This is a genomic window from Priestia sp. SB1 (assembly GCF_038898415.1).
Map to the genome: position 1 here is coordinate 251,171 of NZ_JBBJSS010000005.1, position 24,141 is coordinate 275,311.

Here is a 24,141-nt window from a genome sequence, read left to right on the forward strand (position 1 = left end):
GGAAAAGCCTTCTTGCTAGCAGAAGGCTTTATTTATTAAGCGTACGCAAGCCTAGCTTCTTGAATTTCATGAGTAAAACGTTTCGCTTCCCTTGTTACTTGAAGTAAGTATTCAGGAGTTGGAAGCTGCTTTCCATCCACTAATGTGCTTCCTGCTCCAATAGCAGCTGCTCCGGCTTTAATATAAGCTCCCGCATTCTCAGCCGTAACGCCGCCTGTTGGCATTAACGGAATATGAGGAAGCGGTCCTGCTATATTTTTAAAATAAGCGGGGCCTACTACGCTTGCCGGGAAGACTTTAATCATATCTGCGCCGCATTCATAGGCTGTTAAAATTTCAGTAGGTGTAAAAGCACCCGGAACGCTAATGACTCCGTATCTTTTAGCCGTTTTAATTGTTCGTTCGTTCACCGTAGGGGAAAAAATAAATGACGCTCCTGCCATAATGGCAATTCGTGCTGTTTCTTCGTCTAGAACAGTTCCTGCTCCAATAAACATCGAATCGTCAAATTCATTTTTCAATTCTTTAATAACCTCTACGGCAGCAGGGTTTTCCATTGTGATTTCTAGATTTGTTACTCCACCTTCTTTTAACGCGTAGGCAAGCGGAATAATTCGCTCAGCGCTTGCTCCTCGAATGACCGCTACAATACCGCTACTTGTAATTTTCTCAATATGCATCTCAATTCTCCTTTTCTATCGTTACATTAAGCCGTTGTTTCAACTGGCTTCACACTCTGAACTTCTCTTGGCTTTTTCGTTGCGACAATGGTTAAAACTGCCGCAAGGAATAATGATCCAGCCATAAAGATATAGGAAGCGCCAAACCCTCCTGTTGATCCATTTAAAAATCCTACAATATAAGAACCGGCAAATGAACCAAGTGCCCCCATGCTATTAATTAAAGCCATCGCTCCTCCGGCAACATTACGCGGTAAAATTTCAGGAATAATCGCAAAGAACGGTCCGTACGGAGCATACATCGTTCCTCCGGCGATAACGAGTAAAGTAAAAGAAAGCCAGAAGTTGCTTGTGCCAACTAAATAAGATCCGTAAAAGGCAAGAGCTCCTACTAGTAAGAACGGCCATACAAATGCGCTTCGTTTTAAAAACTTATCTGACAGATATGAAACCGTTAACATTAATACGACTGCTAATACGTAAGGAACGGACGCTAACCACCCTGTCTTCACTATACTCATGTTAGGCGCTGCTTTAATAATAGACGGCAGCCACATAACAAATCCGTAGACGCCAATACTCCATAAAGCATATTGAATGCTTAATAAAATGACAGTACGATTTTTGAAAGCTTCTTTATAGCCTTTAACAGGTTTAATTCCTTCTTGTTCTTTTTGCAGCGCATCGTGTAAGTCTGCTTTTTCTTTTTTCGACAGCCAGCCTGCATCTTTTGGCTCATCGTTTACTAGTTTCCACCATAAAAACGCCCAAATAACAGCTGGAAAACCTTCTAAAATAAACATCCATCTCCAGCCAAATGATTCTAGCAAATATCCAGAAACAATTGACATCCAAAGGACGGTTGCCGGGTTTCCTAAAATTAAGAACGTGTTGGCTCTAGAACGTTCTGCTTTTGTAAACCAGTGGCTTAAAAAAACGAGCATAGCAGGCATAACGGCACTTTCCACTACTCCTAAAGCAAATCGAATAACAAACAAAAATCCGACGTGGCTTACCATACCTGTAGCTGTAGCAAGTGCTCCCCATAAAATCAGAGACCAAAAAATCAGCTTTTTGGCGCTTTTATTTTCAGCATAGTGAGCGCCAGGAATTTGGAAAAAGAAATAACCTAAGAAAAAGAGCGATCCTAATAAAGACGAAATACCTGGCGTAATATGAAGATCTTCTGCCAGCCCTGCTGCTGCTCCAAACCCGTAGTTTGCACGGTCTAAATATGCAAGGCTATACGTAATAAATACGATAGGAATTAACCGAAGCCATCTTTTTTTTGCTAGCTGCTGTTTCATTATCACTTCACTCCTTGTTTTTGGGATTCCATATATTTTTGCAACTGCTGTTCAGTTGGATATCCGTCGTTATCTCCAGGGCTTTGTACAGCTAATGACCCAATAGCATTTGCTCTCATGACAGATTGAGTAAGAGAATCATGTTGAAGAAGTCCGCTTAACAGCCCTACTGCAAAGCCGTCTCCTGCACCGACTGTATCCACTATTTGTTTGACTTTTATTCCTTCAACCATTCCTTGCTCTTTAGCCGTCTTAAAAAAGGCTCCTTGTTCACCTAGTTTAATAACGACAAGCTCTACGCCTGCATCTAAATAGTAAGAAGCGATGTCTTCTGGGTTTTCGTATCCGGTTAAAATTTTCCCTTCTTCAATGCCTGGCAGAACGTAGTTTGCTTGTTTAGCAGCTTCGTTGATTGTAAAAATCATTTCTTCCTTCGATGTCCAAAGAGTCGGTCGCAGGTTCGGGTCAAAGGAAACCGTTTTGCCAGCTGCTTTCATCGAGGTAAGCGCGTGTAGAGCAAATTCACGCATGCTTGCTGACACAGCAAGCGGTATTCCTGTCATATGCATGTGTTTTGCCGCTAAAAAATAGTTTCGATTAAAATCGCGTGGGTGCAAGTGACTGGCTGCCGAATTTTTTCGGAAGTAACAAACTTCCGGATCTCCCACTTCCACTTTTGATTTAATTTGAAAGCCTGTTGAATGTTCGCTATCTACTAGTACACAATCGGTGTTGACCGACTCCTCTTGTAGCCGTTTCATAATAAACGTACCGAAAGGATCATTGCCGACTTTGCTCACCCACCCTGCGCGCAGACCGAGACGAGCGAGACCAATTGCTACATTTGTTTCTGCTCCGGCTAGCTCTTTTGTATAATGCTTAATCTCATACAGCGGTCCTGGTTGTTCTGCCATGAACATCGCCATTGCTTCTCCGAAGGTAATAACGTCTAATGAATTCATTGCACTTCCTCCTGTTCTGCTGCTTGCACCAATGAAATGAAGCGGGGGATTTGTTCCGATTCATCGATTGGAAACTCTAAAGCTTTAAAAATCGAATGAGAAAACCCTTTCAAAATATCTTTCCACATTTCATTTGAATCGTTTGATATAGAGGTTGTTACTAGCTTTCCGCTATTCTTTATTACGTGTTTAATATGAATATAGCCTACAAATGACCTTAGCTTTTTGATTGCTTCCTGGGGTCGTTCCTGTACATAAAGCCAGTTACCAATATCAAACGTCATGGAAACAGGAATTTCGTAAGCGTTATCAAAAAATGCGTGCAAAGATGCTATGTTGCCTCCATAACTGGTTTGATCGTTTTCCACAAATAGATGTAAAGCTGGAAATGCCTGCAATAGCTCCTGCAATTCCCCTATAGGTGATTGTGGCTGATAAAAACCAAGAGAAACTTTTACCCACTGAGCGCCAAGTGATACGGCTTCTTCAAGAATAGATTTTAATTCTTGTTTGTTTAACTCTCCACTTTCTTTCCACAGTTCGATTGGAGCCGAATATACTGTAAAAAGCGGATATCTTTTTAATTCTTCGGCAATAAGCTCAATCTCTTGATCTACTTTTTTCATTAACTCTCTTCGAATTTCCACTCCATGTACTTGCTGTTCATATATTTTCCCAATCATGGTGTGCTGAGAGCTTGTCGTTTCAAATGCATTTAAAGGAATAATGATATGATTCATAAATCGACCTACCTTTCTTATTATACTAGCTAACCACTTACTAAACCGGTTTAGTAAATCGATTTATCTAAATTATAAGACTATTGAAAGCGCTTTTCAAGCTTTTTTTATAAATTATAAAAAAAAGAAACAACACGGCGTTATGCCGTGTTGTTTCTTAGTGATCTTCTGTGCTTTTTACTAAATTGCGATCTTGTTGATAAATATCATAGATTAAGAAACTAAAACCATAGTACAAGACCATGATTACAACTGACTTTGTCATGATAAATAAAGCGCCTAGCCCGATACCAACCAACAGCGTCTGGACACTCAAACGGTCACGCTGAAAAGCTAGCTGTGATAGGAAATAACCAATACCAATTAAAATAGCCAACACCCATGTATTTTGAATGGCTAATACATAGTGACTATATAAATAAAAGCTAGGAAAATAGACGGTGCTTTCTACGAAGCTGGAAATACCGCTGTATGCAAGCCACCACTTTTGCTCTCTTTCCGTTTTAGGAACGGTTGCCTCAATTGACGTAGGCATCTCCTGTTCCACAAAAACCGTTTCTCCATGATCTTTCATCCATTGAAGCATAATGGAAAGAATGATAAAGCCTGCAAAGATTAAAAGCAGCAAATATTCAATCCATGCTGGATACGGAGCCGTCCGGTGAATCGTATCTAGATATACTCCCTGCAACCCCAACATAGAAAATGGAACCGCATGGTATACCATCACCGCAATATAAAATAGTAAAATTAGCACATAAAAAAAGAACTGTTCTTTGTAGTAGCGAATTTTTTTGCCTTCTGAAGCAATTCGCTTAACAGTCACGCTCTCCAAGTACGGACGAATAATGCTTATGATAATAATAAGACACGTAAATACAATCATATAGTTATGTAATCACCTTTTCAACTTCATTATGTAACATTTTTTTCCATCCGCGAGAACAGGTGGTTAACAGCCTCTGTCCTTTCTTATAGTACCAAAAAACTAAACTTTTTGACAATCCTGATTTATCAATTAGGAAGATGAAATAAGCGTAGCTACATTGATACCGCTAATTGTGACCATAGGAGATCCCCCGCCTGGGTGAGTCGTTCCTCCTACAAAATATAAGTTTTTAACATCTTTTGAGACGTTGCTTGGACGAAGAAAACTATCCATTTTCCGATTTGAACTCACTCCATACAAAGCGCCTTTAAATGCACCAAAGGTTTGTTCAATTTCACATGGAGTAACAATTCGTTCATGTACAAGCGAGGGCTCAATATCTAAACCAAACTGAGAAAGCTTGCGATAGACAACCTCTCTGTAAGCTTTCATTTTTTCTTGATTCTCTTCTTTTACAGCAGGGGCATTCACTAAAATAAATAAATTATCACCCGGAGCTACCGTGTTATCGGTATACGAAGAATTACAAACGTAAATGGTAGGGTCGGTTGGAAGCGTTTTTTGCTGAAATAGTTCATAGAATTCCTGCTTGTAACCCTGAGAAAAGTACACTTGATGATGAATCAGCTGAGAAAAGCGCTTTTTAACTGCTGCCATAATTACATAGGCTGATATGGAAGGCTCAAACTCAGCTGCTTTTTTGTTTTTAAAATGAGGTCTATCCTGCTCTTTTACGAGTGCCGGATAGGCTTTTAGCAAGTCCCCGTTTACAATAACGATATCCGCGTCTATCTTTTCTTCTCCATTCACTTCCACTCCGACAGCCCGCTTATTTTTTACTACTATTTCAGTCACGCTGCAGTTTGTGTACAGCTTTCCGCCGGCTTTTTGGAACACATGCCCCAGCCCTTTTGCAATTCTAGTATTTCCTCCTTTTACATAGTACACCCCGTCATTCATTTCTAAGTGTCCAATCAGTGAAAAGGTAGCGGGCGATGTATAAGGTGAAGATCCAATATAGGTTGCGTATCGATTAAATGCATTTCGAATGTTTTCATTTCGAAAAAAGCGCTGATGAAACGTATCTACTGTTTCAAACGGCCTTACTTGCAGCAGTGCTTTTAATAGAGAAGGGTTTGTGTAATCTTTCCATGACGAAAATGTCCGGTAGAAAAATTGACTTTTTGCAATGTCATATATTCTTTTTACTTCTTTTAAATAGGCCGGGTATTGTTTAGCAGCAAAGGGGTCAAGACGTTCAAGCTGCTCAATCATTTTTCGTTCTTCGATAGACATGGAAAATTGTGAACCGTCGGTGAAGAAATTATTTGTATGATGCGTTAGTTTAACAAGAGGCATATAGTCTTCTGCACGTTCGCCCGCTTGCTCAAATAACCACTGAAAAACTTCTGGCATTGTAATGGTATTAGGCCCAAAATCAAAAGAATATTCTCCTAGCTGCACAGGCATCATTTTTCCGCCTACGTGCTCGTTTTTTTCAACGATTGTGACATCGAACCCTTTTGTTTGAAGAAGAACTCCTGCAGCTAATCCGCCTAATCCTGCCCCGACAATTAGTACTTTTTTCATTGATAATGCCTTCCTTTCCATTCATATCCCTGCTTTTTTCGTTCACGCTTCATAGAATGGTTCATGAGCAGCATCAGCACAATTGCCGACGCCGGCATAGTAAGAAACAAAAGCCCTTTTTGCTGAGCCGACCGGTCAATTAAAAACCGCTGAAAAAGCATAATGCAAAAAGGAAGAATCCAAAGTATGTTGCCTGTGAATATTCCTGCTATAAACAAAGGAAGCGGCAGCACATAGTAACAGGTAAAAAAAACGCTCAGTATCCAAACTGCTTTAGCGGATCGACCTAGACCAACAAAGATATTTTTAGCAAACCCATTCCATACTTCTTCAGTTGTTTCATACATATAACAGCTAACGTGAGACGTAATATTGGCTAAAATAACGCGCTGTTTCTTTTTCTTAAAAAGCTGAGCTAGATGCACATCTTCTACTAGTGAAGTTTTAACAGCTTCATGTCCTCCTGCGATCTCATAAGCTTCTTTTTTTATAAACATAAAAGCACCGTGAGCTGCTGAAGCTTTGCTCACCTTGTTACGGTTCGCTACCACAACCGGTAAATAGCTAAAAACAACAACATGCTGAAGCGGAACAACCAATGCTTCTAACCACGTTTTTACGGGAAAACGAGGAAATCCTGTTAAAAGAGCTGCTTTTGTCGCTTGTGCGGTGGCTAAAGTATGTTCTAGCGTGCGTTCTTTGAGCTGTACATCGGCATCTACAAACAATAAATAGTCTCCATTTGCAGCTTGTGACAGCTGGTGACAGGCATGAACTTTTCCTATCCACCCTTCTTTCAGCTCTTTTCCTTCTATGATGGTAAACCTTGAATCCCCGTGAATTTCTTTCCACAGCTGTGTTCGTGTTTCATCTGTGGACTGATCGTCTAGTATGACACATTCTAGATTGCTGTACGTTAATCCTTTAACAGAAGAAATGATTCGCTTTACATTTCGTTCTTCGTTTCGCATTGGAATCAAAATAGAAATGAGAGGCTGAGGTGTTTTTGAATTCAACTTGTATCTATTTAATTTAGGCATTGCTTGAATATTTACAATGGTCAGAAGCAGCATCAAAATAAATAAAAGCATATAGTAAATCATTCTTTCACCTTCGCTTTCCACCACGTTAACCACTCGCTAAGCGTCTTTCGTCCTTTTAATAAAACCGTAAATTCCTCATCGTTTTCTTGAATGATTTTTTGTTTTTGATGATCGAGCTGAGCAGTGACTGCACCGGCTAGCGTTTTGGTTATATCTTCTCTTGCATTGGCTAAGTCGTAAAAAACAGCTTGCCCTACCCAGATAAAAAGCTCCGGTCGCTGATCATGGCGAAACGTATAATAATATGTAATGGGAATAACTTCAACGTCAGATTGCTTTTTTAGAAGAAAAGCAGGTCCTTCAGAAAAAGCTAACGGTCTTTTCTCAAGATGCTCTTCTTTTCCTTGAGGAAAAACAAGCACCGCTTTTTTATCTTCTAACAGCCTACTGGCAAACCTTAACGATTCCACCGTATGCTTCGGAGACGCTGCATTTACTGAAAAAGCCCCGATTCGTTGAAAAAAAGGAAAATCCTTCATTCCTTGTTCAGACATCATAGCGTATAGATCTGTTTTTAATACCGCGTTATTTAAATAAAATGTCACTAAACCGTCCCACCAGCTGGAATGATTAGCAATTAATAACATTTTTTTATCTTTTGGGAGCTCTTCTATATGTAAATGAATACGATAAAACTGTTTTTTGAGCTGATATGTGACAAACAGTTGAAAAAAGCGCTCAAATATTGAGTTTTTCTTCGGATAAATCATAAGCGAGTCTCCTTTTTATACACAATATAAAGAATAAGAAAAGGAATCATCGTCAGCCATACCACAAGCCACAGGCCATTTACTAATGCTACAATTACAAACATCATGACGACTGCACTATACAAAAACACCATTCTTCTTTCCCATACCGGCTCTTCTTCTTTAGGAACCTTAGCTAAAAAGAAATATACGACCAGCTGAATGAAGAAAGACAGTAAAAACCAGCCGGAGAAATTGGATAAAGGAATATTATAATAAAAGCTGTCCCCTTCCCACACCCAATATTGTTTAACAACATAGGCAACGGGATCAATAGCTAAATCCATAATAACAGCAAATAGCGAACTAATGACCGCATAGGCAATTCCATGGACAATAAACGGCAGCTCCATGCGCTTCATAATTCCGAGAGCTAATATTCTGCTTGTGATTACGACCATAAACCAAGCCGATCCAATGGTCAGAGGAACTCCTAAGATTTTAGCGCCAAAATCTTTTTCATAATCGTAGGATCCAAACAAAAACCCATGTTTAACACCTAGACTTTCGACATAAATAGATGCGCCTGTCACAAATACGGCAACGACCAGTGCCCGCCTTACTCCATAGGCTTTAGCTAGATAAATAAGAGCAAGAAGACTGCTCAAGTGTAAAAAAACAGCATTTGCCCATTCTAACCATGAAGGAAGCAAATCAAATGAAAGCAAAACGACTCCGCATACGTACCAAATAAGAAAAAAACGATAAATACCATTTGTGATCATCGATTCACCTTCTCTCCAGCTTCTTTTTATCAAATTGCTATTATATAAGCTTGTACACATTCTCTCCATTTTCAATGTGCTCTTTTCTATGAGTAGAACACACTCTCTTAAGATTATGTGAAAATAGCCACTGTTAGTACGTTCCCTAAATAAGAGACTTTATTACTTATTTATAAACAAAAATAAAATAAACGTCCATTAAAATCTACGGATGTATAGATTGAAATGACGTTTATTTTTTCTTATGTATATACACTTCTAATAGCTTTTTGGCAATGAGTCCAATAACCAGTCCCGGTACAACAGACAGCATAGGGAGCCAAATTGGGCCTATAAAAACACCGTTGATGGTTGTCACTGAGGAATACATAATGCCTACTGTAACAAAATAAGCACAGGAGACAAAAGGAATAAATGTAAATCTCGATGCGCCGTTTTCTGCTTCTTTAACAGCATCCCAAATTGCAAAAAAATATAAACATGGATAAAACATTAACCACTGCATGTTCATTACCTCGAGGGATTGCTTTGTTTCCCCCAAAAAGCTTAAGCGAATGCCTTCATTAAAATTTGCGCCCATATTAATGAGAAATTCAAGTACAATAAACAAAATTCCTTTTATATGTTTTTTGTTTAGTAATTGTCCAAAGCCTGGCAACGCAATGCTCCATAAAAGAGCTTCTAGTCTAGTCACGTTCTATCCCAACATTTTGACGTATAAAAGAACTCCACAGCATGATATCAGTAGAAATTTTGTCCATAGTTATCAACCTCACAATAATTTACTTATAGTTTTTGTAAATGTAAAATTTTTATACTACATCTCCTTTAATATTTGTAACTTATTGTAAATTGATAAATGTTTTAGCTATTCAACCAGACATTTTCGTTTAGAATTTTCTGTTTATTAAAACAAAAGCGTGCGATATACTAGTTTTATACGTACGAAAGGATGAGAAAGCTGACATGGAAACAAGTTTTTTTTCAATTTTAATACTAGGATTTTTTTTAGGAATTAAGCATGCTCTAGAACCAGATCACATTATCGCTGTATCAACCATTGCTTCAAAAAGTAAAAAGCTGTGGCGCTCTTCGCTTGCAGGAGTATACTGGGGGATTGGTCATACGCTTACGCTGTTTATTTTTGGCATGATTTTAATAGTGTTAAAAAGCAGTATTTCTGAACGTATGAGCATGTCACTTGAATTTTTAGTGGGCATTATGCTCGTTTATCTCGGTTTTACATCGTTTCTGTCTTACAAAAAACAAGTGCATACGCATCACGAAAAAACGTCTTACTTAAAGTCATTAGGCATTGGCTTTGTTCATGGACTGGCCGGAAGCGCAGCGATGGTTGTAGTAACGATGGGCACCGTTACTCACGTATGGCAAGGTGCGCTGTACATTATCATTTTTGGAATCGGCACTTGTCTTGGCATGCTGTTATTTACGACGGTTATTGGAATTCCATTCGTTACAACTAAAAAGCAAGTGACGTTAAACCGCTGTTTGATGCAGGTAACAGGTGCTGTCAGCATTATATTTGGCCTCTATTATATGTATAATTTAGGTGTAAGCGACGGATTATTTAGTCTGTGGTTCTAACAGAGAATAAAACATAATGAAAATAATTCAATCTAAAGACGAATAAGTAGGATAAATGATCTGGACTACTTGTTCCACAGCTGTTGATTTCTGTGCAAGACTTCGCTTTGTCCTCTAATCAACGGCTAGAACGAACTACATACGGGAAACCTACGTTCACCCTACCAATAAAAAATCCGAACGAATTTGATTCTCTATCAAGAGTTCAGCTCGTTCGGATTTTTCTTTAACTACTATACTTTTGTACAGGCACTTTAATACTTACGCAAAAGTGATACTTCAGCTTTTAATAACTCCTGCCGGAACAATCCGTATACTTTGACGATTATCTCTTCCACTTCTTGTGTACTAGCAGCTAGTATTCGAATAGCACATCCGGAAATCGAAAGTGCGGAAGCTCCTGCTTTACAGCCTGCCTCTTCGCACAGCTGATGTACTTTCGCTATAAATGCGTCGTCGGCGTTTGGATGAACAATAATAATTGATCCAAAATGAGTATACCCTTCCATTTTCATCATGCCGCGCAGATGGTTTTCTGGTTTCAAGTATAAGTGATCGTATACCTTCAGCTGCTTGTTTACATACAGTTTCAGCTTGGAACGCATAGAGGTATATTGAAACAGCTGCCCATCCGGCGACCACCCCGGGGTGATGCTGTCACACATAAACAAAGCAGCGTTTTCTGCCATATGAACCGTTATTTCTTGGACAAATGCAGCATTTTCATACAAAATAAGCGGGTCTGGTATATATTCCATGATGGATTGTTCTTCAAGGGTTATGCACGTTTCTTGTAAAACAGCTGCGTTCGGTGTTTTGTACACCTTTGTCGCAGATTGAGTAGTAGCAGTCAGCTGAGCATTTTTCTCGACCGTTATCATCGTTTTGTATTTGTCTCCGCTCACGTATCCCCCGCCTACGTGAAGCATATAAACAAAAGGTGATTCAGGATTCATGTAAATAGGTCTGGCAACTTTGAAAGCCCCGTAATGATAAGTATCTTTAATAACCGTTCGCTCACTGTTTCTTTCTGCACGAAGCTCTAAATAACCCGTGTAGCTCATGATTCAAGGCCGATTAAAAAGGCCTCTTTTTTGATCCATTCTATCACTTGATTGAGCCCTTTATCTTCTTTTAAATTGGTGAAAACAAAAGGCTTGTGCCCTCTCGCTTGGATTGTATCTTTTTCCATTACTTCTAAACTGGCTCCTACATATGGGGCTAAATCTGTTTTGTTGATAATGAATAAATCAGATTTAATCATTCCTTGACCGCCTTTACGCGGGATTTTTTCTCCTTGTGCTACATCGATGATATAAATTGAAAAATCAACGAGCTCTGGGCTAAACGTTGCGGCTAAATTATCTCCTCCGCTTTCTACAAAAATAAGTTCAACATCGGGGTGACGTTCCACTAACTCATCAATTGCAGCAAAGTTCATGGATGCATCTTCTCGAATAGCTGTATGAGGACATCCTCCTGTTTCTACTCCTACTATACGATTTTCTGGCAAAATACTGTTTTTTACTAGAAACTGTGCATCTTCTTTTGTGTAAATATCGTTTGTAATGACTGCCATACTGAGCTGCCCTTCTAGCGCACGCGTTAATCGTTCTACTAACATTGTTTTTCCTGCACCAACAGGTCCACCAATTCCAATTTTAATTGCATCCATTTTTTATGCCTTCATCATTCGAAGGCCTTCCCTCCTTTTTTATGACATGAACAATCGAACATGCAGTTGTTCATGCTGCATTTGAGCAATTTCTAACCCTGGTGTCACGGCACCAAATTCCTCTTGATCTGCTTGCAAAATATGCTGAAGCGCTTGCTGCAGCAGCGGCTGAAAAAGAACGAGCGTTTTTTGCCCATCGGTTTGGCCGATTGGTATGCCGCGAACAGCATTTTGAATTAATGAAGAGGTGCTAGCGTACAAATGACTTAAAATTGCCTCTTCTTTTGTAATGTTTAACTGCAGGCTGGCTAATGCAAATACAACAGCAGGATGTCCGTACGCCTTCTTTGCTTTTACTTCACTCATATACTTTTCTAAATAAGAGCCTTGAAATAACTCTAAGCAAAGCTTTAACATGCGCTGGCCCACCCGTCTTGTCCCTTCTCTTGTTTCTTTTGACAAAGCAAGAGCGTATAGTTCATGATCAATTCTCATAATTTCGTTAAACTGGTCACGAACAGCATACTCATAAGCCAGCCTGCATGCTAAGCCGTCCGTATACGTCAGCTGAACATCAAGGTATGTACGAAGCGCTTCTTGAAAGGTTTCTGTGTCGTAAATTTGATTTCGCTGAATATACGTTTCAAAACCAAACGAATGCGAAAATGCACCCGATGGGAAATTTGAATCACATAGTTGAATCAGCGAAAGCAATGAATTAGTCATGACTATGTCCGATATGCTTAAAAGCTTGTTTTACTTTTCTTTTTTCGCGCTTATAGGGAATGTTGAGCTGCTGAAGCAATTCTTCGACTAAATAATCGTACTGTACAAGCATGTCTCCACCTTCAAACTGCGCCGGCAAATGGCGGTTCCCAAGCTGATGAGCAATTTCTCCCATCTGCTGAATATCAATCGGCTGAATGGTCAAAATATCGTCTGCTAAAACTTGCACAACAATCATATTGCTTTCATCCATAAATAGTACATCGCCATCAACTAACTCGCGGTTTTCTTTCAGACGAATTCCGAGTTCCTTACCGTGATCTGTTACAACGCGCTGAACGCGTTTTACTAAGTGATCACTTTCGATATATACCTTTTCTATATGTGGAGCTCGTTTTTCTAATGTTGCTATATTTCCGATAATTTTTTCGATTACCATTTTTTCACCTCAAAATAAAAAGTATCGCTGCGCCATAGGCACAACTTCTGCCGCTTCACATGTAATCATTTGTCCATCTATTTTTACTTCGTACGTTTGGGAATCAACTTCAATCTTAGGCATTTCTCCATTTAACTTCATATCTGTTTTTTTTAACTGACGAATATCTTTTACTGGTTTAAGCAGCTTTTGTAACCCTAGTTTTTCGCCCACTTTGTTCTCATACGCTGCTTTTGACACAAACGTAACGGAGGTTTTAGCTCTTGCTTTTCCATAAGAAGCAAACATCGGACGATATAAGACCGGCTGTGGGGTTGGAATTGAAGCGTTAGGGTCTCCGAACGAGTCATTAATAATAACTGGATTTCCGCTGTTATCAAGGTTTTCACTATTATCATTATTTTCGCCATTATTACTTGCGCCACCATTGTTATTTTGAGGTGTTTCATCGTCTTTTAGTGTGGTGAATAACTCAACGTCACAAGTTCCATCGACATGAATTGTAATCTTATTTATAATTTCATCAAGCAATGTGCGCTTTCTCTGCATAGAAGAAACATCTATATTTTTAGCGAAATTCTTCATAACTTCCATTGCTTTTTTAGCTGTTAGATCATAGTCTTCTTTTTCAGTTAAGCTTGATTCCATTTCATACTTAGCTTTCTTTTTCTCAGCTACTTCAGAAAGAATCCTCGCATATTCCGTTTCATACTTTTCCTTAAATGTTTCGTACAATGGACTGCTTAAATCTAAATCCATTAGTAATCGTAGAATCTTTTCTTCATCTTGATTCAGTTTTTCTATGTCATCCTCTATTGCTAAAATAGATTTTTTGACTCCATTTTTTTGTTCATGTATGTTTTCGTTTAAGTTATCGATTAACTCATCAAATGATAACTGGCTCAATGCTTTTTTAATCTCATCTATAAGGAAATCTTCAAGTATGTTTTTCTTATAATTTTTATTTAAGCAGTGATGACCTACGCCAGTCTTACTTGAATTATGTCTACTTGAACAACAATAATAACTGTACTGATTACCATTCTTAGTTGTGTTTCGTGTTTGGTACTTTTCACCACAATAACCGCATACAATTAAATCTGAGAATAAAAACGTTGTATTATATGACCTAGCAGGACGCAATGATTTCTTTTCTCTCATTTTATAAATTTCACGTTGCCTCTCAACTGTACGCATGGCAGGATGTTTCCCTTTAGCACGAACAAATTTATCTTCATCTTTCTGATACGCCTTATGACCTTCTTTTGAATACTCAATGATTCCTGCGTAGAAAGGATTAAACAATACTGACTCAACAGATGCTTTAGTCCAATGCGTAACTCGTGCTTTATGTGCAGCTTCTTTTTTAACAGCTCCACCTTCTCGTCTTCCTAAAGTTTTAACAAACTCTCCATTCAACCATTTAACAATTGAATAAAGTCCTAGTCCACTTAAGTATAAATCTACAATTTCATCTACTATGGAAATCTTATCTTCTTCTATTTCAATCTGTTCATGCTCGTTCTTCGTGTATCCGTAAGGCAAAGTCCCACCTGTCCATTCTCCACTTTTAGCCAAGCTACTCATTGTATCTCGTACACGCATAGATGTATTAGCTGATTCCATTTCAGATATTGAGCCTAGAATAGTTTCAAATACTTTTCCATATACAGGATCATTGAATAATTGTGCTTCACCTGATGCAGAGAAAATAATGTCACATTGATTCTTAGCACATATCTCAAGTATTGCTAACCAATCTCCTGTGTTACGAGTTAGCCTATCGCGTTTATAAGCTACTAATTTAGTAACTATTCCTGATTCAATATCATCTAACAATCTCTGTAACTCTGGACGTTGGGTAATTCTATTCTTAGATGCAGAAATACCTTCTTCAATATACCAATCATGAATTACTCCTTCATTCTTAGTAACAATGTCTCCAGCTAATTCTTTTTGCATTTGGATAGAATCTCCATCTTCTACTTGCATATCTGTAGATACACGAACGAGGATTCCGTATTTATCCTTCTTCTTTTCAGCTTTATTAATTACATTACCTTTTCGTTTTGGTCTACTCGACATATCATTAAATAAACCTTGAAAATCATCCATATTTTATACCCACTCTCATAATTTGTAATATTTTATTTTCTATGGCTTGTTCGATAAACTATATTCTACACAAAAATAAAAGAGATGACAATACAGTCACCCCAATTATTACTACTTTTTATCGTCATTTTTCGAACTTTGATTTATTTGTTCCATCATCATACTTTCAATGATAGCTAGTATTCTTTGTCTTTTTTCTTCAGTAGGCTTAACCCATATGATATTAGCAGATTTAAGTCTATTAATCTTCCCCATTTAACTCTCCTCTCCATATCTAACAATTGCTTCATCCAACATTCTTTTTATGTAATATCTAAATTTTACTTTCTTCTTGATATTAATTAACTCGATACCAATCTCTTCGCATATCCCAATTGGAATACTGCTCTTATTTACTTTGTTGCTATATGTAATCGTGTTATTTCTTCCTTCAGCGTGATCTTTATATGTAGTGAAATCGTCTATATGTACGAAGTAAGTTTTGTTATCAGGCTCTCTGTATTGAAAGATGAAACCTGCGATTATACCTTCATACTTAGCAGCTTCTTTTAGAGATTCAATTTGATGCTTCTTAATCATACTTTCGCTAAAACTAATTGACTTTGCTTTAGTAGACTTTAGCTCAATAGCGAATAGGTAGTTGTTATGATACAGGAAAGCATCGTAGTTGTTTTGTGAAACTTTTGACCCCTGTTTAAGCATCATCTGTGGAACATCTTTTATTCTATAGAAAAATACTTTTTGTTCAGTTGCTGAATCCTTAAGACTTTGTTCGAATTCTTTTCCTTTATTGACAGTCAACTAACCACCTCTTTTTATTAATTTATTAACTTTTAATGTGTAGTTTCAGTTTGTTCTATGTATTGAGGTAAATCTTCTTCAGGCGTGATCATTAATTCGTATGCTTTATTTGTAATGTTTCTTGCAAAGGCTTGAGCTGTCTCTGATAGTTTTTCATTCTTAATAAGATATGTAACAAAATCCATGTACTCATCAATTTGATTAAGATAATGTTCTTTAGCATTCTTGTTGATATCCATTTAAAATTCTCCTTTTATTTAGATTTATTAATCTTCAATTACTTCGTATAACAGTGGGCTTATTCCATGTTTACTTCCTTCCACAAATACCATTCCAGCAGGAACGCAGTTGTCAGTTAACACTTTTTTCACAACCCATTCACTTCCTATTGGATGTGGATTCTTCCATAGTCCTGATTGTTGCCAACCTTTATCACTAACTATTTTTACTGTTTCTCCTACATTAGCAATTCTTTTTACTGTTTTCACTGAAAATCATCTCCTTTTATTTATAATTTGTTTGCTAATTCTATAAACCAATCTTCATCTCTAGTTTGTAATGCCATATCTATAAAATTATTATGTAGAGATTCTTTGTAATATTGCTCAATTTTTTCCCCACAATTATTTTTTTCTAAGTGTTCTTAACTTTGTATTTTCTTTTATGTAGTAGTCACAAGGAAGCTTCCTGTCGAAAAACTCTGTTCCTTCTTTTTCTTTCTTTATATGTACTATGATTTTAGCCATTTTGCACTCATCTCCTTGGTAAGTGCCAATTAGCTCTCCGTACACTAGTGATTCTCTATCCCCATTTATATCTATCTCAACGTAATCACCAAACTCAGACATTTCATCACCTCTTTTAATTTGTTAGTTATGTATGTTATGAAACTGATGATTCTTGGCATATGTCCTCCAAAATGACGTGTTTCCATGTGCGTTCAAATTTTATATCCGAAATTGTTGTTCTTGCTATTCCTATTAGTTCAGAAATTTCTCTTGGAGATTTTTTATCTATGTATAGCATTTTCTTTATGTTGAAAACTAAGTCTTCCGTTAATTTAGACGATTGATGCTTTGATCCCAATCGTTTTCCAGATAGACTGTATCGGTGAAGGTACTTTGTAATTGTGCTTAAATTTAAACTTAATCTTTTGGCAATATCAGGATTGTTAATTCCAGCTTGGTTGAATTCAATAATTTTATTTATAGTCGTTTTGTCTAGTTTTTTATTTTTTTGAGATGTCATTTTTACATCTCTTAAAACTTTATCAACTATGTGCCTCGTAATTCCTAACTCTCTCATTATATTCGCTTTGGAATTCCCTTCTGTGAACATCTCTATAATTCTTTCGTTTCTATTTTCTCTTTTCAGTCTCTCTCTGTTTTTTAATTTTGAATTTAACTCTGGTAAAACCCAGTACCAATTTTTAGCTGAACTAATTTTACCAATTGTAGTATAGTCGACCCCATATTTAGCTGCAAGATCAATCATTTTAACATCTTCTAGTAATGCAAGCTTTATTTCTTTTACATTTTCCTCTGTTAATAAATTACTCGAACCTTTGTTTGTCTCTCTCATAAATTCAATCTGTTTCTTTGAAAGCTTTTTACCATACATCGGATTGCCTTCACCAGTTATAGAGGCGATCCTCTCTTCTGTGTAAGTCTTACCTTCGTTTCCTCCACTTTCAAGGTTGAACCCTTTGTCTTTATTCATTGAATCATATTCGGCTATCCAATAGCTCTCTCTTGAGTCCAACTCTTCGGTGGAGCATTTTTCGATTATTTCATATGAAAATACACTCTCTCCGTATTTGTTGAAAGAAAATTGTAAATGCCTATTTCTATGATTGTTTTTTCTTAATTCTCTTTTGTGGTCGCCAAGTCTTCGTTTCAAATCTATAGACTGACCTATGTATACTTTTTTATTAATATTATTAACAATCTTATATATCCCTGATTCTCTCATTAACTATGATTCCTCCTCGTCAGGAGGCGTTGCAACGCATATGTACTAGTACTCTCCAATTATAATTAATTCAACTTATAAACTTTTCCATCTTTAACTTTGGCAAACTTATAAGATAATGGTTCTATTAAACGACTTTCAAACTGTTTGATAATCTTAGCAGGTGTTAATTCTTTTAATTCTTCAGCATTAAAGTCTTCATAAATAGCATAGTCACTTGTAGTTCCTACAACCTTATACCATTCAATAACTAAATTAGACTTAGTATTTAACATCTCAACTAATTGATCATAACCGTTTACAGTAGCATTAACCACATCTGTGATTGTTTCTCCTTTATCATCTGGATTAATAACAATAAGATTGTTTAGTTCCTCATTGTAAAATGTGTGTTTGCGTCCAGCTTTCTTTAGTTCGATATATTCCTTTTCTAGTCCTTTAATCGGTAAACTTTTAGTCATTTTATCTTCTCCTCTATTAGCTTATTATTTTAGCAGGACAAGAATTAAACCCCATCCTGCACTTTTATTATTTAGTTAGATTTACATGTTCTGTAAAATTCATTTACTTTGCTTACATAATTAGTAATTTCAATTGGTAAAGTGTCTCTTCCTACATGTTTATCTCCTGCATTATACGCAATCAATGCTTTATTTACATCACCTTTATATTTATCAAGAAGTTTTGAAAAATATTTAGTTCCACCGATGATATTGTCAATTGGATTATAAGCGTCTTCAACCTCTTGGGATTTGACTGTAGAACTAGCCAATCCCATTAATCCTTTAGATACAACTGAACGTGCTGTAGGTTCAAAGTTGGATTCTACTTTAATAATTGCTGCTATCAGAAAAGGATCAACATTGTATATTTTAGCATTTGTATTGATTATGTCTTTATACTCACCTCTGTATTCCTTTTTAGAGTCTTCATCTTCAACAGTTGATCTAAACACTATACTCTCATATCTCTGTCTTCCTTCATCATCAAACAATTTAACCTCATTTCCATTTATGAAAATTGTATCTGCTTTAAATTTTACAATACCGTCTCCGTTAACTGTTAAAGAATTGTATTGCATGTTTCCAATTTCACCTGAAAAAACAACAGCGTTCTCATTTTCTGTAATTTCTAATTTAGTTTTCATCTTATTCTATCTCCTTATTTTATAATTGTTTAACTATGTATTCTAACTACTTAGAAGCATTTCATATGATTTCACATGGTTAGCACTTCCTTTCGTTTCCTTAATCTTACTTTAGCACACCGTTTTTCATTAGTCTATATGTTTTTTATAATTTATTAATTTTTATTTTAGATCATTCTTTTATTAAACTCATTTTATCTTGTAACTTTTTAATTAATGGAATTAAACCAGTTAGCAAAATAACTTCCTTGCTCGTGGTATCTCTAATGGGTAATTTTAAAACTTTATCGTATACTTCTTCTTTTACGTTATCTAAAATATCAAGCTTCTTATCCAATAATTCGATTTGATAATCATCAAGCTTATCTCCTAGTTCTAATTCCTTAGTTAATAGTAACGCTGCATTTAAATAATCATATGCAAACTCTGGGTTATCTGTTTTAACAGTTTCTGTAATTCTTAATACTGCACCCTCGAAACATTTGAATAAATTTGATTTTCTGCTTTCCATTGATAACCATCCTTTTTTAATTTATTTTTATAAGTTTCGGTAAAACACATCTTTTACAGAGTTTTTATATCTATATGTAGTTATATTTATAATTTATTCACTATATGTAGTATGTGATTTCTCGATATAACTCATCAAATCATTAAATTTAGATTCTAACTGTTCCAATTCAATAATTAAATCATAATTTTGAGACTCTAGTGCTTTTACACGTTTTTCAGCAGCGAATCGTCTAGTTGTCGCACTTCTCATATTTTCAATTGAGCCTTTTGTAGCAATTACATTTGATCCAAGCATAGTTTCCTTAATATCATGTTCAAGTTGTTTGGCTTTCTCTTCTCCACAAACTTCTTTTACTCTATGTAATAAGTGATTTGTCGCATCAGACGTTGTTTTAATATTTAGGTGTCCCATATTAATTTCCCTCCTTAACGAATATACCGTCAACTAACTGTAGAAATGTCAAGCCTTCTAATTTCAAACCTTTAATTGTGCTGATTATATTAATCTCAGTTCGCACTCCTTTAGAGCCAACATAATAAACTTTTCGTCCTTCTACTTTCTCTTTTAGTAGTTCAATTGCTTCTACGAAAGTATAATGATATGGTCTAATTGTGTATCGCACATCACTAACTGGAATTTCATTACCTACCATAATAGTTTGTAACACTGTGTTTGTTTCAGTGTCATACCATTTTAAAAATTCTTCATCTTTATAAATTCCCCAATGTCCCTGTTTGTCGGCATCGGCTATGCTTCCTACAGGACTCTTGGACATCTCCTCCCAAACTGTCATAAATGGTTGTGGATTAAGTAAACTCATTTAGATTCCCCTTTTCTTTTATAAGTATAGAATGTGTAATCATAATCATTGTCTGCATCTTCATATCTAACTTCATATGAAACTCTTTTCCATTCATCCATGTTCATCGTAGGAAAGAATGTGTCAGCATTATCAAACGTGTGATGAATACGAGTTAGATAGACGGTATCTGCGATGGGAAGGAAGAGTTCATAAAGAGAACTCCCACCAATCACGAATACTTCTTCATCATTTTCAGATTCATTATAATCATTCATTAGTTCGCTTAATGAATTGTAGGTATATACTTCTTCATCAGGATCATAGTGAACATCTGATGTTAAAACGATATTAGTTCTGTTAGGCAATGGCTTGCCAATCGACTCATACGTATTGCGTCCCATTACAACCGTATGATTCTTAGTTTTCTCTTTGAAGTATTTTAAGTCTCCTTTTAGTTTGCAGAGCAACTGGTTATTAACTCCAATTGCCCCTCTTTCGTCTGCTGCAACTATGAGTGAAATACTCATTAGATAGCTACCTCCACATTCAATGATTCTCCATGCTTGTAATCAATCAATTTAATATCATCAATTGTAAAGTCGTAAAAATTTTTAATTTCTGGATTAATCCATAGTTTAGGTGCTTCATATGTCTCTCTTTGAATTTGTTCTTTCAGTACATCCAAGTGACGGTCATATGCATGAACATTGTCCATGTTGAAAGTCATTGTTCCAAATTCTAAATTCGATACTTGGGCAAGCATCTTACCTAGTATGTAGTACTGTAGAATATTAAATGGGTTCCCTAACATGAAATCATTGCTACGAGCGTTTACAGTTAAATGTAATTTCCCTTTTTGAACTTGCCAATGAGTATTCCATACACAAGGTTCTAAATTCATATAGTCTAAATCATCAATGTTCCACAGTGATGTAATTAAACGTCTTGATGATGGATTGTTTTTTAATTGATACAAGAGATAGTCTACTTGATCGAAATCATGATAACAGAAGTTTTCAAGGTGTTCAGTACCTTTAACTTGAACTTTTCTACACTTTTTACCCATTTGATAGCCATATGCAAAACCAATTGTATTTGTCTTTTTATTCTCCCATTCATTCCACACCGTCTTATCTGTGCCGTTTAACTTTCGTAAGTCATTTACATCATTAGACTTAAGTTGCCAAATCCATAAAATTTCTTTGATTGCGGTCTTCCATGCAACCCTTTTAGTAGTTAAAACAGGTACTTCTGAGTCATCAAACACAAAGCGTTTATTTAATAGAGCTTTCGTGTATGCTGGACTTCCATCTTTCCATTTTGTCCTGACAATTTGATCGTCATCTAATACTCCGTTATTAATGATTTCTTCTGCTAGTGCATTATACTGAATGTCAAATTTACTCATCTAACCTCTCCTTTTTATGATTGTTTTATTTTAAAGTATCATTTTTACGTAAGTATTTTCCCACACCTGCATTTTTCGAAGAGTAGTAATTTTTATCATCTGAATCCAATTCATCCATATTAAAATACCTCACTACTTTACTATCGTTCTTAGATTTTTGAACGGTCACACCCATAGTCGTTTTACTTGACTTGGCATTGATACTTGATGTATTCATAATGATAACTTTATCAATATCTGAAATAGCGCCAAGATCAATATCCTCCTTAATCGTATTCCAATATAGAGCCTTACTATCCTTGTTATATGTATTCTCAAGTTTCTTGCGATTCTGTTTGGTTGCATATGAACTCATTGTGATTTTTGCGACTTTTCCACTTTCATAGCCAATCAGAAGATTTTCTTTGTAATCAACTGTAGCAGTTACATAAACAATGTTTTCATTCTTAAGCTGTAACAGTGTCGGCAAAAACTCACCAAGAATGCTAATTTTGTGGTCAGTTAGTTCATGTGCTTTAAGCTTATATGTATTGAATTGGTCGGTAAAAATTAAAATATCCGCCTTGTTAGAACTTTCTACTTCAAACTTAATAAAATCATCATCTTTAAGTTTATGTGAAGAATTACCTCGTAAAGATGTTAAAGGTACTTTTTTAAGATATCCTTGATCAGTTAAATATAGCTTTACATTGTAGTCTTCAATGAATAAATCATCATCTTTAGTCGCTTGGCTGTAATCATACACAAGGGTTGTTTTTCTTTCTTTTGAATACTTATTAGATACGTCTTGTAACTGACTAATAATGACTTCACTTACCTTTTCATCATTTTCAGCAATCTCTTTTAAAGACGAAATCTCAGCCTCTAAGCTTTCAATCTCTTTAGTCTTGTTAAGAATGTATTCCTCATTGAGATTACGCAATTTAATATTAGCAATAAATTCAGCCTGCGTATTGTCAATTGAGAAAGAATCCATTAATGTACTAATAATCAATTCATCTTTCTTAGTTCCCCTAATAATTTTAATTACTTCATCAATTTCAAGTAGGACTTTATACAGACCTTGCAAGTTATGTAAAAGATTTTCTTTCTTTTCAATATCAAATGTTGTTGCACGTTTAATACAGTCAATTCTAAACTTAATCCATTCGTCTAACATTTCCTTAATTCCTAATACTTTTGGTTTATAATTAACCAATACGTTGAAGTTGCAGTTATACTTGGACTGTAATGGTGTTAAGTTGAACAACTTTGACATCAACTTATCTGGATCAACATTTCTTTTTAAATCAATTGCAATACATAGCTTTGCATCTCCAGTGGCTAAGTCAAAACCAGTTTCATCACGTACATCATTAATGTCTTTAATTTTACTGTCTTTAATTAACTCTGTAATCTTTTCTTTGATTTTATTCGCAGTTGTGTTAAAAGGAATCTCATGAACTTCAATAATGTTTTCTTCTTCGTTATATCGATACTTAGCTCTTAGGATAAATCCGCCTTTACCTGTTGTATAAATTTTCTTCATTTCATTTTCATCGTAAAGTAATTCTCCTCCTGTAGAAAAATCAGGTGCTTTTAAAATTTCCAATAGATTCGTATTTTTATCTTTGATATAAGCAATAGTCGTTTCGCACAACTCTTTTAGATTAAATGATGGTATTTCTGAAGCAAATCCTACTGCAATACCTGTTGTTGGAATAGTTAAGATGTTTGGAAATGTATTTGGTAAAGCTAATGGCTCATAACCAATTTCATTGTAATCTAAAATCATATCTACACTATTCTTATTGAAATCATAAAACATTTCCTTGGTGAAACTACTGAGTTTTGCTTCTAAATACCTTTGATGAGCTGCTGAATCGGATAAGTATACTTTACCGAAACTACCCTGTCCCTCAATAAACGGATAAGGGAGCGTTTCATTTACATCTGTCATACGGTTAATTGCTTCAGCAATACTTGCGTCACCATGAGGATGAATTTTCATAATCTCTCCAACAACTGTATTACCTTTTTGCTTGCTTCCTGTTAGTAAACCTTGTTTATACATTGAATAGAGAATGCGTCTATGGATAGGCTTAAGACCGTCTCTTACATCTGGCAAAGCACGATCTTCAATAACCTTCATTGCATATTGTAAATACCATTGGCGAATTGCATCTTTCATTTCAATAGAATTAATCATTAAAT

General features: G+C 36.0%; 30 protein-coding genes and 2 pseudogenes. 1 reads left to right on the plus strand and 31 read right to left on the minus strand.

Annotation, left to right across the window (positions count from 1 at the left end; all coding sequences use genetic code 11):
* Positions 1 to 35: 35 nt before the first annotated feature.
* The 10 genes from WKH56_RS19480 to WKH56_RS19525 form a co-directional block, all read right to left on the minus strand.
* Positions 36 to 680 (minus strand): bifunctional 4-hydroxy-2-oxoglutarate aldolase/2-dehydro-3-deoxy-phosphogluconate aldolase, encoded by a 645-nt coding sequence (locus tag WKH56_RS19480; protein WP_014459503.1) that lies wholly within the window; start codon positions 678 to 680, stop codon positions 36 to 38.
* 26 nt (positions 681 to 706) lie between these two features.
* The gene (locus WKH56_RS19485; RefSeq protein WP_013083743.1) at positions 707 to 1,987 is read right to left on the minus strand and encodes an MFS transporter; all 1,281 of its coding nucleotides are present in this window, start codon (positions 1,985 to 1,987) and stop codon (positions 707 to 709) included.
* Between the two features lie 2 nt (positions 1,988 to 1,989).
* Positions 1,990 to 2,949 carry a sugar kinase gene (locus WKH56_RS19490; protein ID WP_048019027.1) on the minus strand — a complete coding sequence of 320 codons (960 nt, stop codon included), beginning with the start codon at positions 2,947 to 2,949 and terminating at the stop codon, positions 1,990 to 1,992.
* Positions 2,946 to 3,689 (minus strand): sugar phosphate isomerase/epimerase family protein, encoded by a 744-nt coding sequence (locus WKH56_RS19495; protein ID WP_048019026.1) that lies wholly within the window; start codon positions 3,687 to 3,689, stop codon positions 2,946 to 2,948. Before WKH56_RS19495 ends, WKH56_RS19490 begins: the two co-directional genes overlap by 4 nt.
* A 157-nt stretch (positions 3,690 to 3,846) precedes the next feature.
* A complete protein-coding gene (locus WKH56_RS19500; protein WP_048019025.1) occupies positions 3,847 to 4,575 on the minus strand; it encodes a hypothetical protein in 729 nt (242 codons plus the stop codon).
* Positions 4,576 to 4,707: 132 nt separating this feature from the next.
* Complete coding sequence (locus WKH56_RS19505; RefSeq protein ID WP_275211001.1) at positions 4,708 to 6,168, minus strand: phytoene desaturase family protein; 1,461 nt, start codon at positions 6,166 to 6,168, stop codon at positions 4,708 to 4,710.
* The gene (locus tag WKH56_RS19510) at positions 6,165 to 7,292 is read right to left on the minus strand and encodes a glycosyltransferase family 2 protein (RefSeq protein WP_342836222.1); all 1,128 of its coding nucleotides are present in this window, start codon (positions 7,290 to 7,292) and stop codon (positions 6,165 to 6,167) included. The genes WKH56_RS19505 and WKH56_RS19510 overlap by 4 nt, the downstream gene beginning before the upstream one ends.
* Entirely contained in the window at positions 7,268 to 7,981 is a 714-nt protein-coding gene (locus WKH56_RS19515; protein WP_033579440.1) for a lysophospholipid acyltransferase family protein, read from the minus strand. The genes WKH56_RS19510 and WKH56_RS19515 overlap by 25 nt, the downstream gene beginning before the upstream one ends.
* Entirely contained in the window at positions 7,978 to 8,745 is a 768-nt protein-coding gene (locus tag WKH56_RS19520; RefSeq protein ID WP_033579441.1) for a carotenoid biosynthesis protein, read from the minus strand. The genes WKH56_RS19515 and WKH56_RS19520 overlap by 4 nt, the downstream gene beginning before the upstream one ends.
* Positions 8,746 to 8,977: 232 nt before the next feature.
* The gene (locus WKH56_RS19525) at positions 8,978 to 9,439 is read right to left on the minus strand and encodes a hypothetical protein (protein WP_033579442.1); all 462 of its coding nucleotides are present in this window, start codon (positions 9,437 to 9,439) and stop codon (positions 8,978 to 8,980) included.
* 272 nt (positions 9,440 to 9,711) lie between these two features.
* Here WKH56_RS19525 and WKH56_RS19530 point away from each other — a divergent pair, with 272 nt between their 5' ends.
* Positions 9,712 to 10,350, plus strand: a complete 639-nt coding sequence (locus WKH56_RS19530; RefSeq protein ID WP_028412823.1) for a HoxN/HupN/NixA family nickel/cobalt transporter — start codon at positions 9,712 to 9,714, stop codon at positions 10,348 to 10,350.
* Between the two features lie 254 nt (positions 10,351 to 10,604).
* Here WKH56_RS19530 and WKH56_RS19535 read toward each other — a convergent pair whose 3' ends face one another.
* The 21 genes and pseudogenes from WKH56_RS19535 to WKH56_RS19630 all read right to left on the minus strand — a co-directional run bounded on the left by WKH56_RS19535 (position 10,605) and on the right by WKH56_RS19630 (position 24,136).
* The gene (locus WKH56_RS19535) at positions 10,605 to 11,414 is read right to left on the minus strand and encodes an urease accessory protein UreD (RefSeq protein WP_310883914.1); all 810 of its coding nucleotides are present in this window, start codon (positions 11,412 to 11,414) and stop codon (positions 10,605 to 10,607) included.
* Positions 11,411 to 12,025, minus strand: coding sequence for an urease accessory protein UreG (ureG, locus tag WKH56_RS19540; protein WP_028412821.1), 615 nt, complete (start codon positions 12,023 to 12,025; stop codon positions 11,411 to 11,413). Before ureG ends, WKH56_RS19535 begins: the two co-directional genes overlap by 4 nt.
* 39 nt (positions 12,026 to 12,064) lie before the next feature.
* Entirely contained in the window at positions 12,065 to 12,751 is a 687-nt protein-coding gene (locus tag WKH56_RS19545) for an urease accessory protein UreF (protein WP_048019019.1), read from the minus strand.
* A complete protein-coding gene (gene ureE, locus WKH56_RS19550) occupies positions 12,744 to 13,190 on the minus strand; it encodes an urease accessory protein UreE (RefSeq protein ID WP_028412819.1) in 447 nt (148 codons plus the stop codon). Before ureE ends, WKH56_RS19545 begins: the two co-directional genes overlap by 8 nt.
* Before the next feature lie 9 nt (positions 13,191 to 13,199).
* Positions 13,200 to 13,529 (minus strand): annotated as a pseudogene (gene ureC, locus WKH56_RS19555) (urease subunit alpha); the annotation flags it as partial.
* 585 nt (positions 13,530 to 14,114) lie between these two features.
* Positions 14,115 to 15,305 (minus strand): annotated as a pseudogene (locus WKH56_RS19560) (recombinase family protein); the annotation flags it as partial.
* A gap of 111 nt (positions 15,306 to 15,416) precedes the next feature.
* On the minus strand, positions 15,417 to 15,560 hold the full coding sequence (locus tag WKH56_RS19565) for a hypothetical protein (protein ID WP_342836225.1): 144 nt from the start codon (positions 15,558 to 15,560) through the stop codon (positions 15,417 to 15,419).
* The gene (locus WKH56_RS19570; RefSeq protein WP_342836226.1) at positions 15,561 to 16,106 is read right to left on the minus strand and encodes a Holliday junction resolvase RecU; all 546 of its coding nucleotides are present in this window, start codon (positions 16,104 to 16,106) and stop codon (positions 15,561 to 15,563) included. It abuts the gene before it with no gap.
* A gap of 32 nt (positions 16,107 to 16,138) precedes the next feature.
* The gene (locus WKH56_RS19575) at positions 16,139 to 16,345 is read right to left on the minus strand and encodes a hypothetical protein (RefSeq protein WP_342836227.1); all 207 of its coding nucleotides are present in this window, start codon (positions 16,343 to 16,345) and stop codon (positions 16,139 to 16,141) included.
* 27 nt (positions 16,346 to 16,372) lie between these two features.
* Positions 16,373 to 16,594, minus strand: coding sequence for a hypothetical protein (locus tag WKH56_RS19580; RefSeq protein WP_342836228.1), 222 nt, complete (start codon positions 16,592 to 16,594; stop codon positions 16,373 to 16,375).
* 20 nt (positions 16,595 to 16,614) lie between these two features.
* Complete coding sequence (locus WKH56_RS35155) at positions 16,615 to 16,716, minus strand: IDEAL domain-containing protein (protein WP_481861968.1); 102 nt, start codon at positions 16,714 to 16,716, stop codon at positions 16,615 to 16,617.
* A gap of 13 nt (positions 16,717 to 16,729) precedes the next feature.
* The gene (locus tag WKH56_RS19585) at positions 16,730 to 16,954 is read right to left on the minus strand and encodes a hypothetical protein (protein ID WP_342836229.1); all 225 of its coding nucleotides are present in this window, start codon (positions 16,952 to 16,954) and stop codon (positions 16,730 to 16,732) included.
* 34 nt (positions 16,955 to 16,988) lie between these two features.
* A complete protein-coding gene (locus WKH56_RS19590) occupies positions 16,989 to 18,077 on the minus strand; it encodes a GIY-YIG nuclease family protein (RefSeq protein WP_342836230.1) in 1,089 nt (362 codons plus the stop codon).
* Positions 18,078 to 18,142: 65 nt separating this feature from the next.
* A complete protein-coding gene (locus tag WKH56_RS19595) occupies positions 18,143 to 18,538 on the minus strand; it encodes a hypothetical protein (RefSeq protein ID WP_342836231.1) in 396 nt (131 codons plus the stop codon).
* 71 nt (positions 18,539 to 18,609) lie between these two features.
* The gene (locus WKH56_RS19600; protein ID WP_342836232.1) at positions 18,610 to 19,224 is read right to left on the minus strand and encodes a lytic transglycosylase domain-containing protein; all 615 of its coding nucleotides are present in this window, start codon (positions 19,222 to 19,224) and stop codon (positions 18,610 to 18,612) included.
* Positions 19,225 to 19,396: 172 nt separating this feature from the next.
* The gene (locus WKH56_RS19605) at positions 19,397 to 19,735 is read right to left on the minus strand and encodes a hypothetical protein (protein WP_342836233.1); all 339 of its coding nucleotides are present in this window, start codon (positions 19,733 to 19,735) and stop codon (positions 19,397 to 19,399) included.
* Positions 19,736 to 19,828: 93 nt separating this feature from the next.
* Positions 19,829 to 20,149: a hypothetical protein gene (locus WKH56_RS19610; protein WP_342836234.1), complete on the minus strand. Its 321-nt coding sequence runs from the start codon at positions 20,147 to 20,149 to the stop codon at positions 19,829 to 19,831.
* A 1-nt stretch (position 20,150) separates the two neighbouring features.
* Positions 20,151 to 20,558 (minus strand): hypothetical protein, encoded by a 408-nt coding sequence (locus WKH56_RS19615; RefSeq protein ID WP_342836235.1) that lies wholly within the window; start codon positions 20,556 to 20,558, stop codon positions 20,151 to 20,153.
* A complete protein-coding gene (locus WKH56_RS19620) occupies positions 20,555 to 21,067 on the minus strand; it encodes a dihydrofolate reductase (RefSeq protein WP_342836236.1) in 513 nt (170 codons plus the stop codon). Before WKH56_RS19620 ends, WKH56_RS19615 begins: the two co-directional genes overlap by 4 nt.
* Positions 21,067 to 21,948, minus strand: coding sequence for a thymidylate synthase (gene thyA / locus WKH56_RS19625; RefSeq protein WP_342836237.1), 882 nt, complete (start codon positions 21,946 to 21,948; stop codon positions 21,067 to 21,069). Before thyA ends, WKH56_RS19620 begins: the two co-directional genes overlap by 1 nt.
* Positions 21,949 to 21,973: 25 nt before the next feature.
* A complete protein-coding gene (locus WKH56_RS19630; protein ID WP_342836238.1) occupies positions 21,974 to 24,136 on the minus strand; it encodes a DNA gyrase subunit A in 2,163 nt (720 codons plus the stop codon).
* Positions 24,137 to 24,141: the final 5 nt, after the last annotated feature.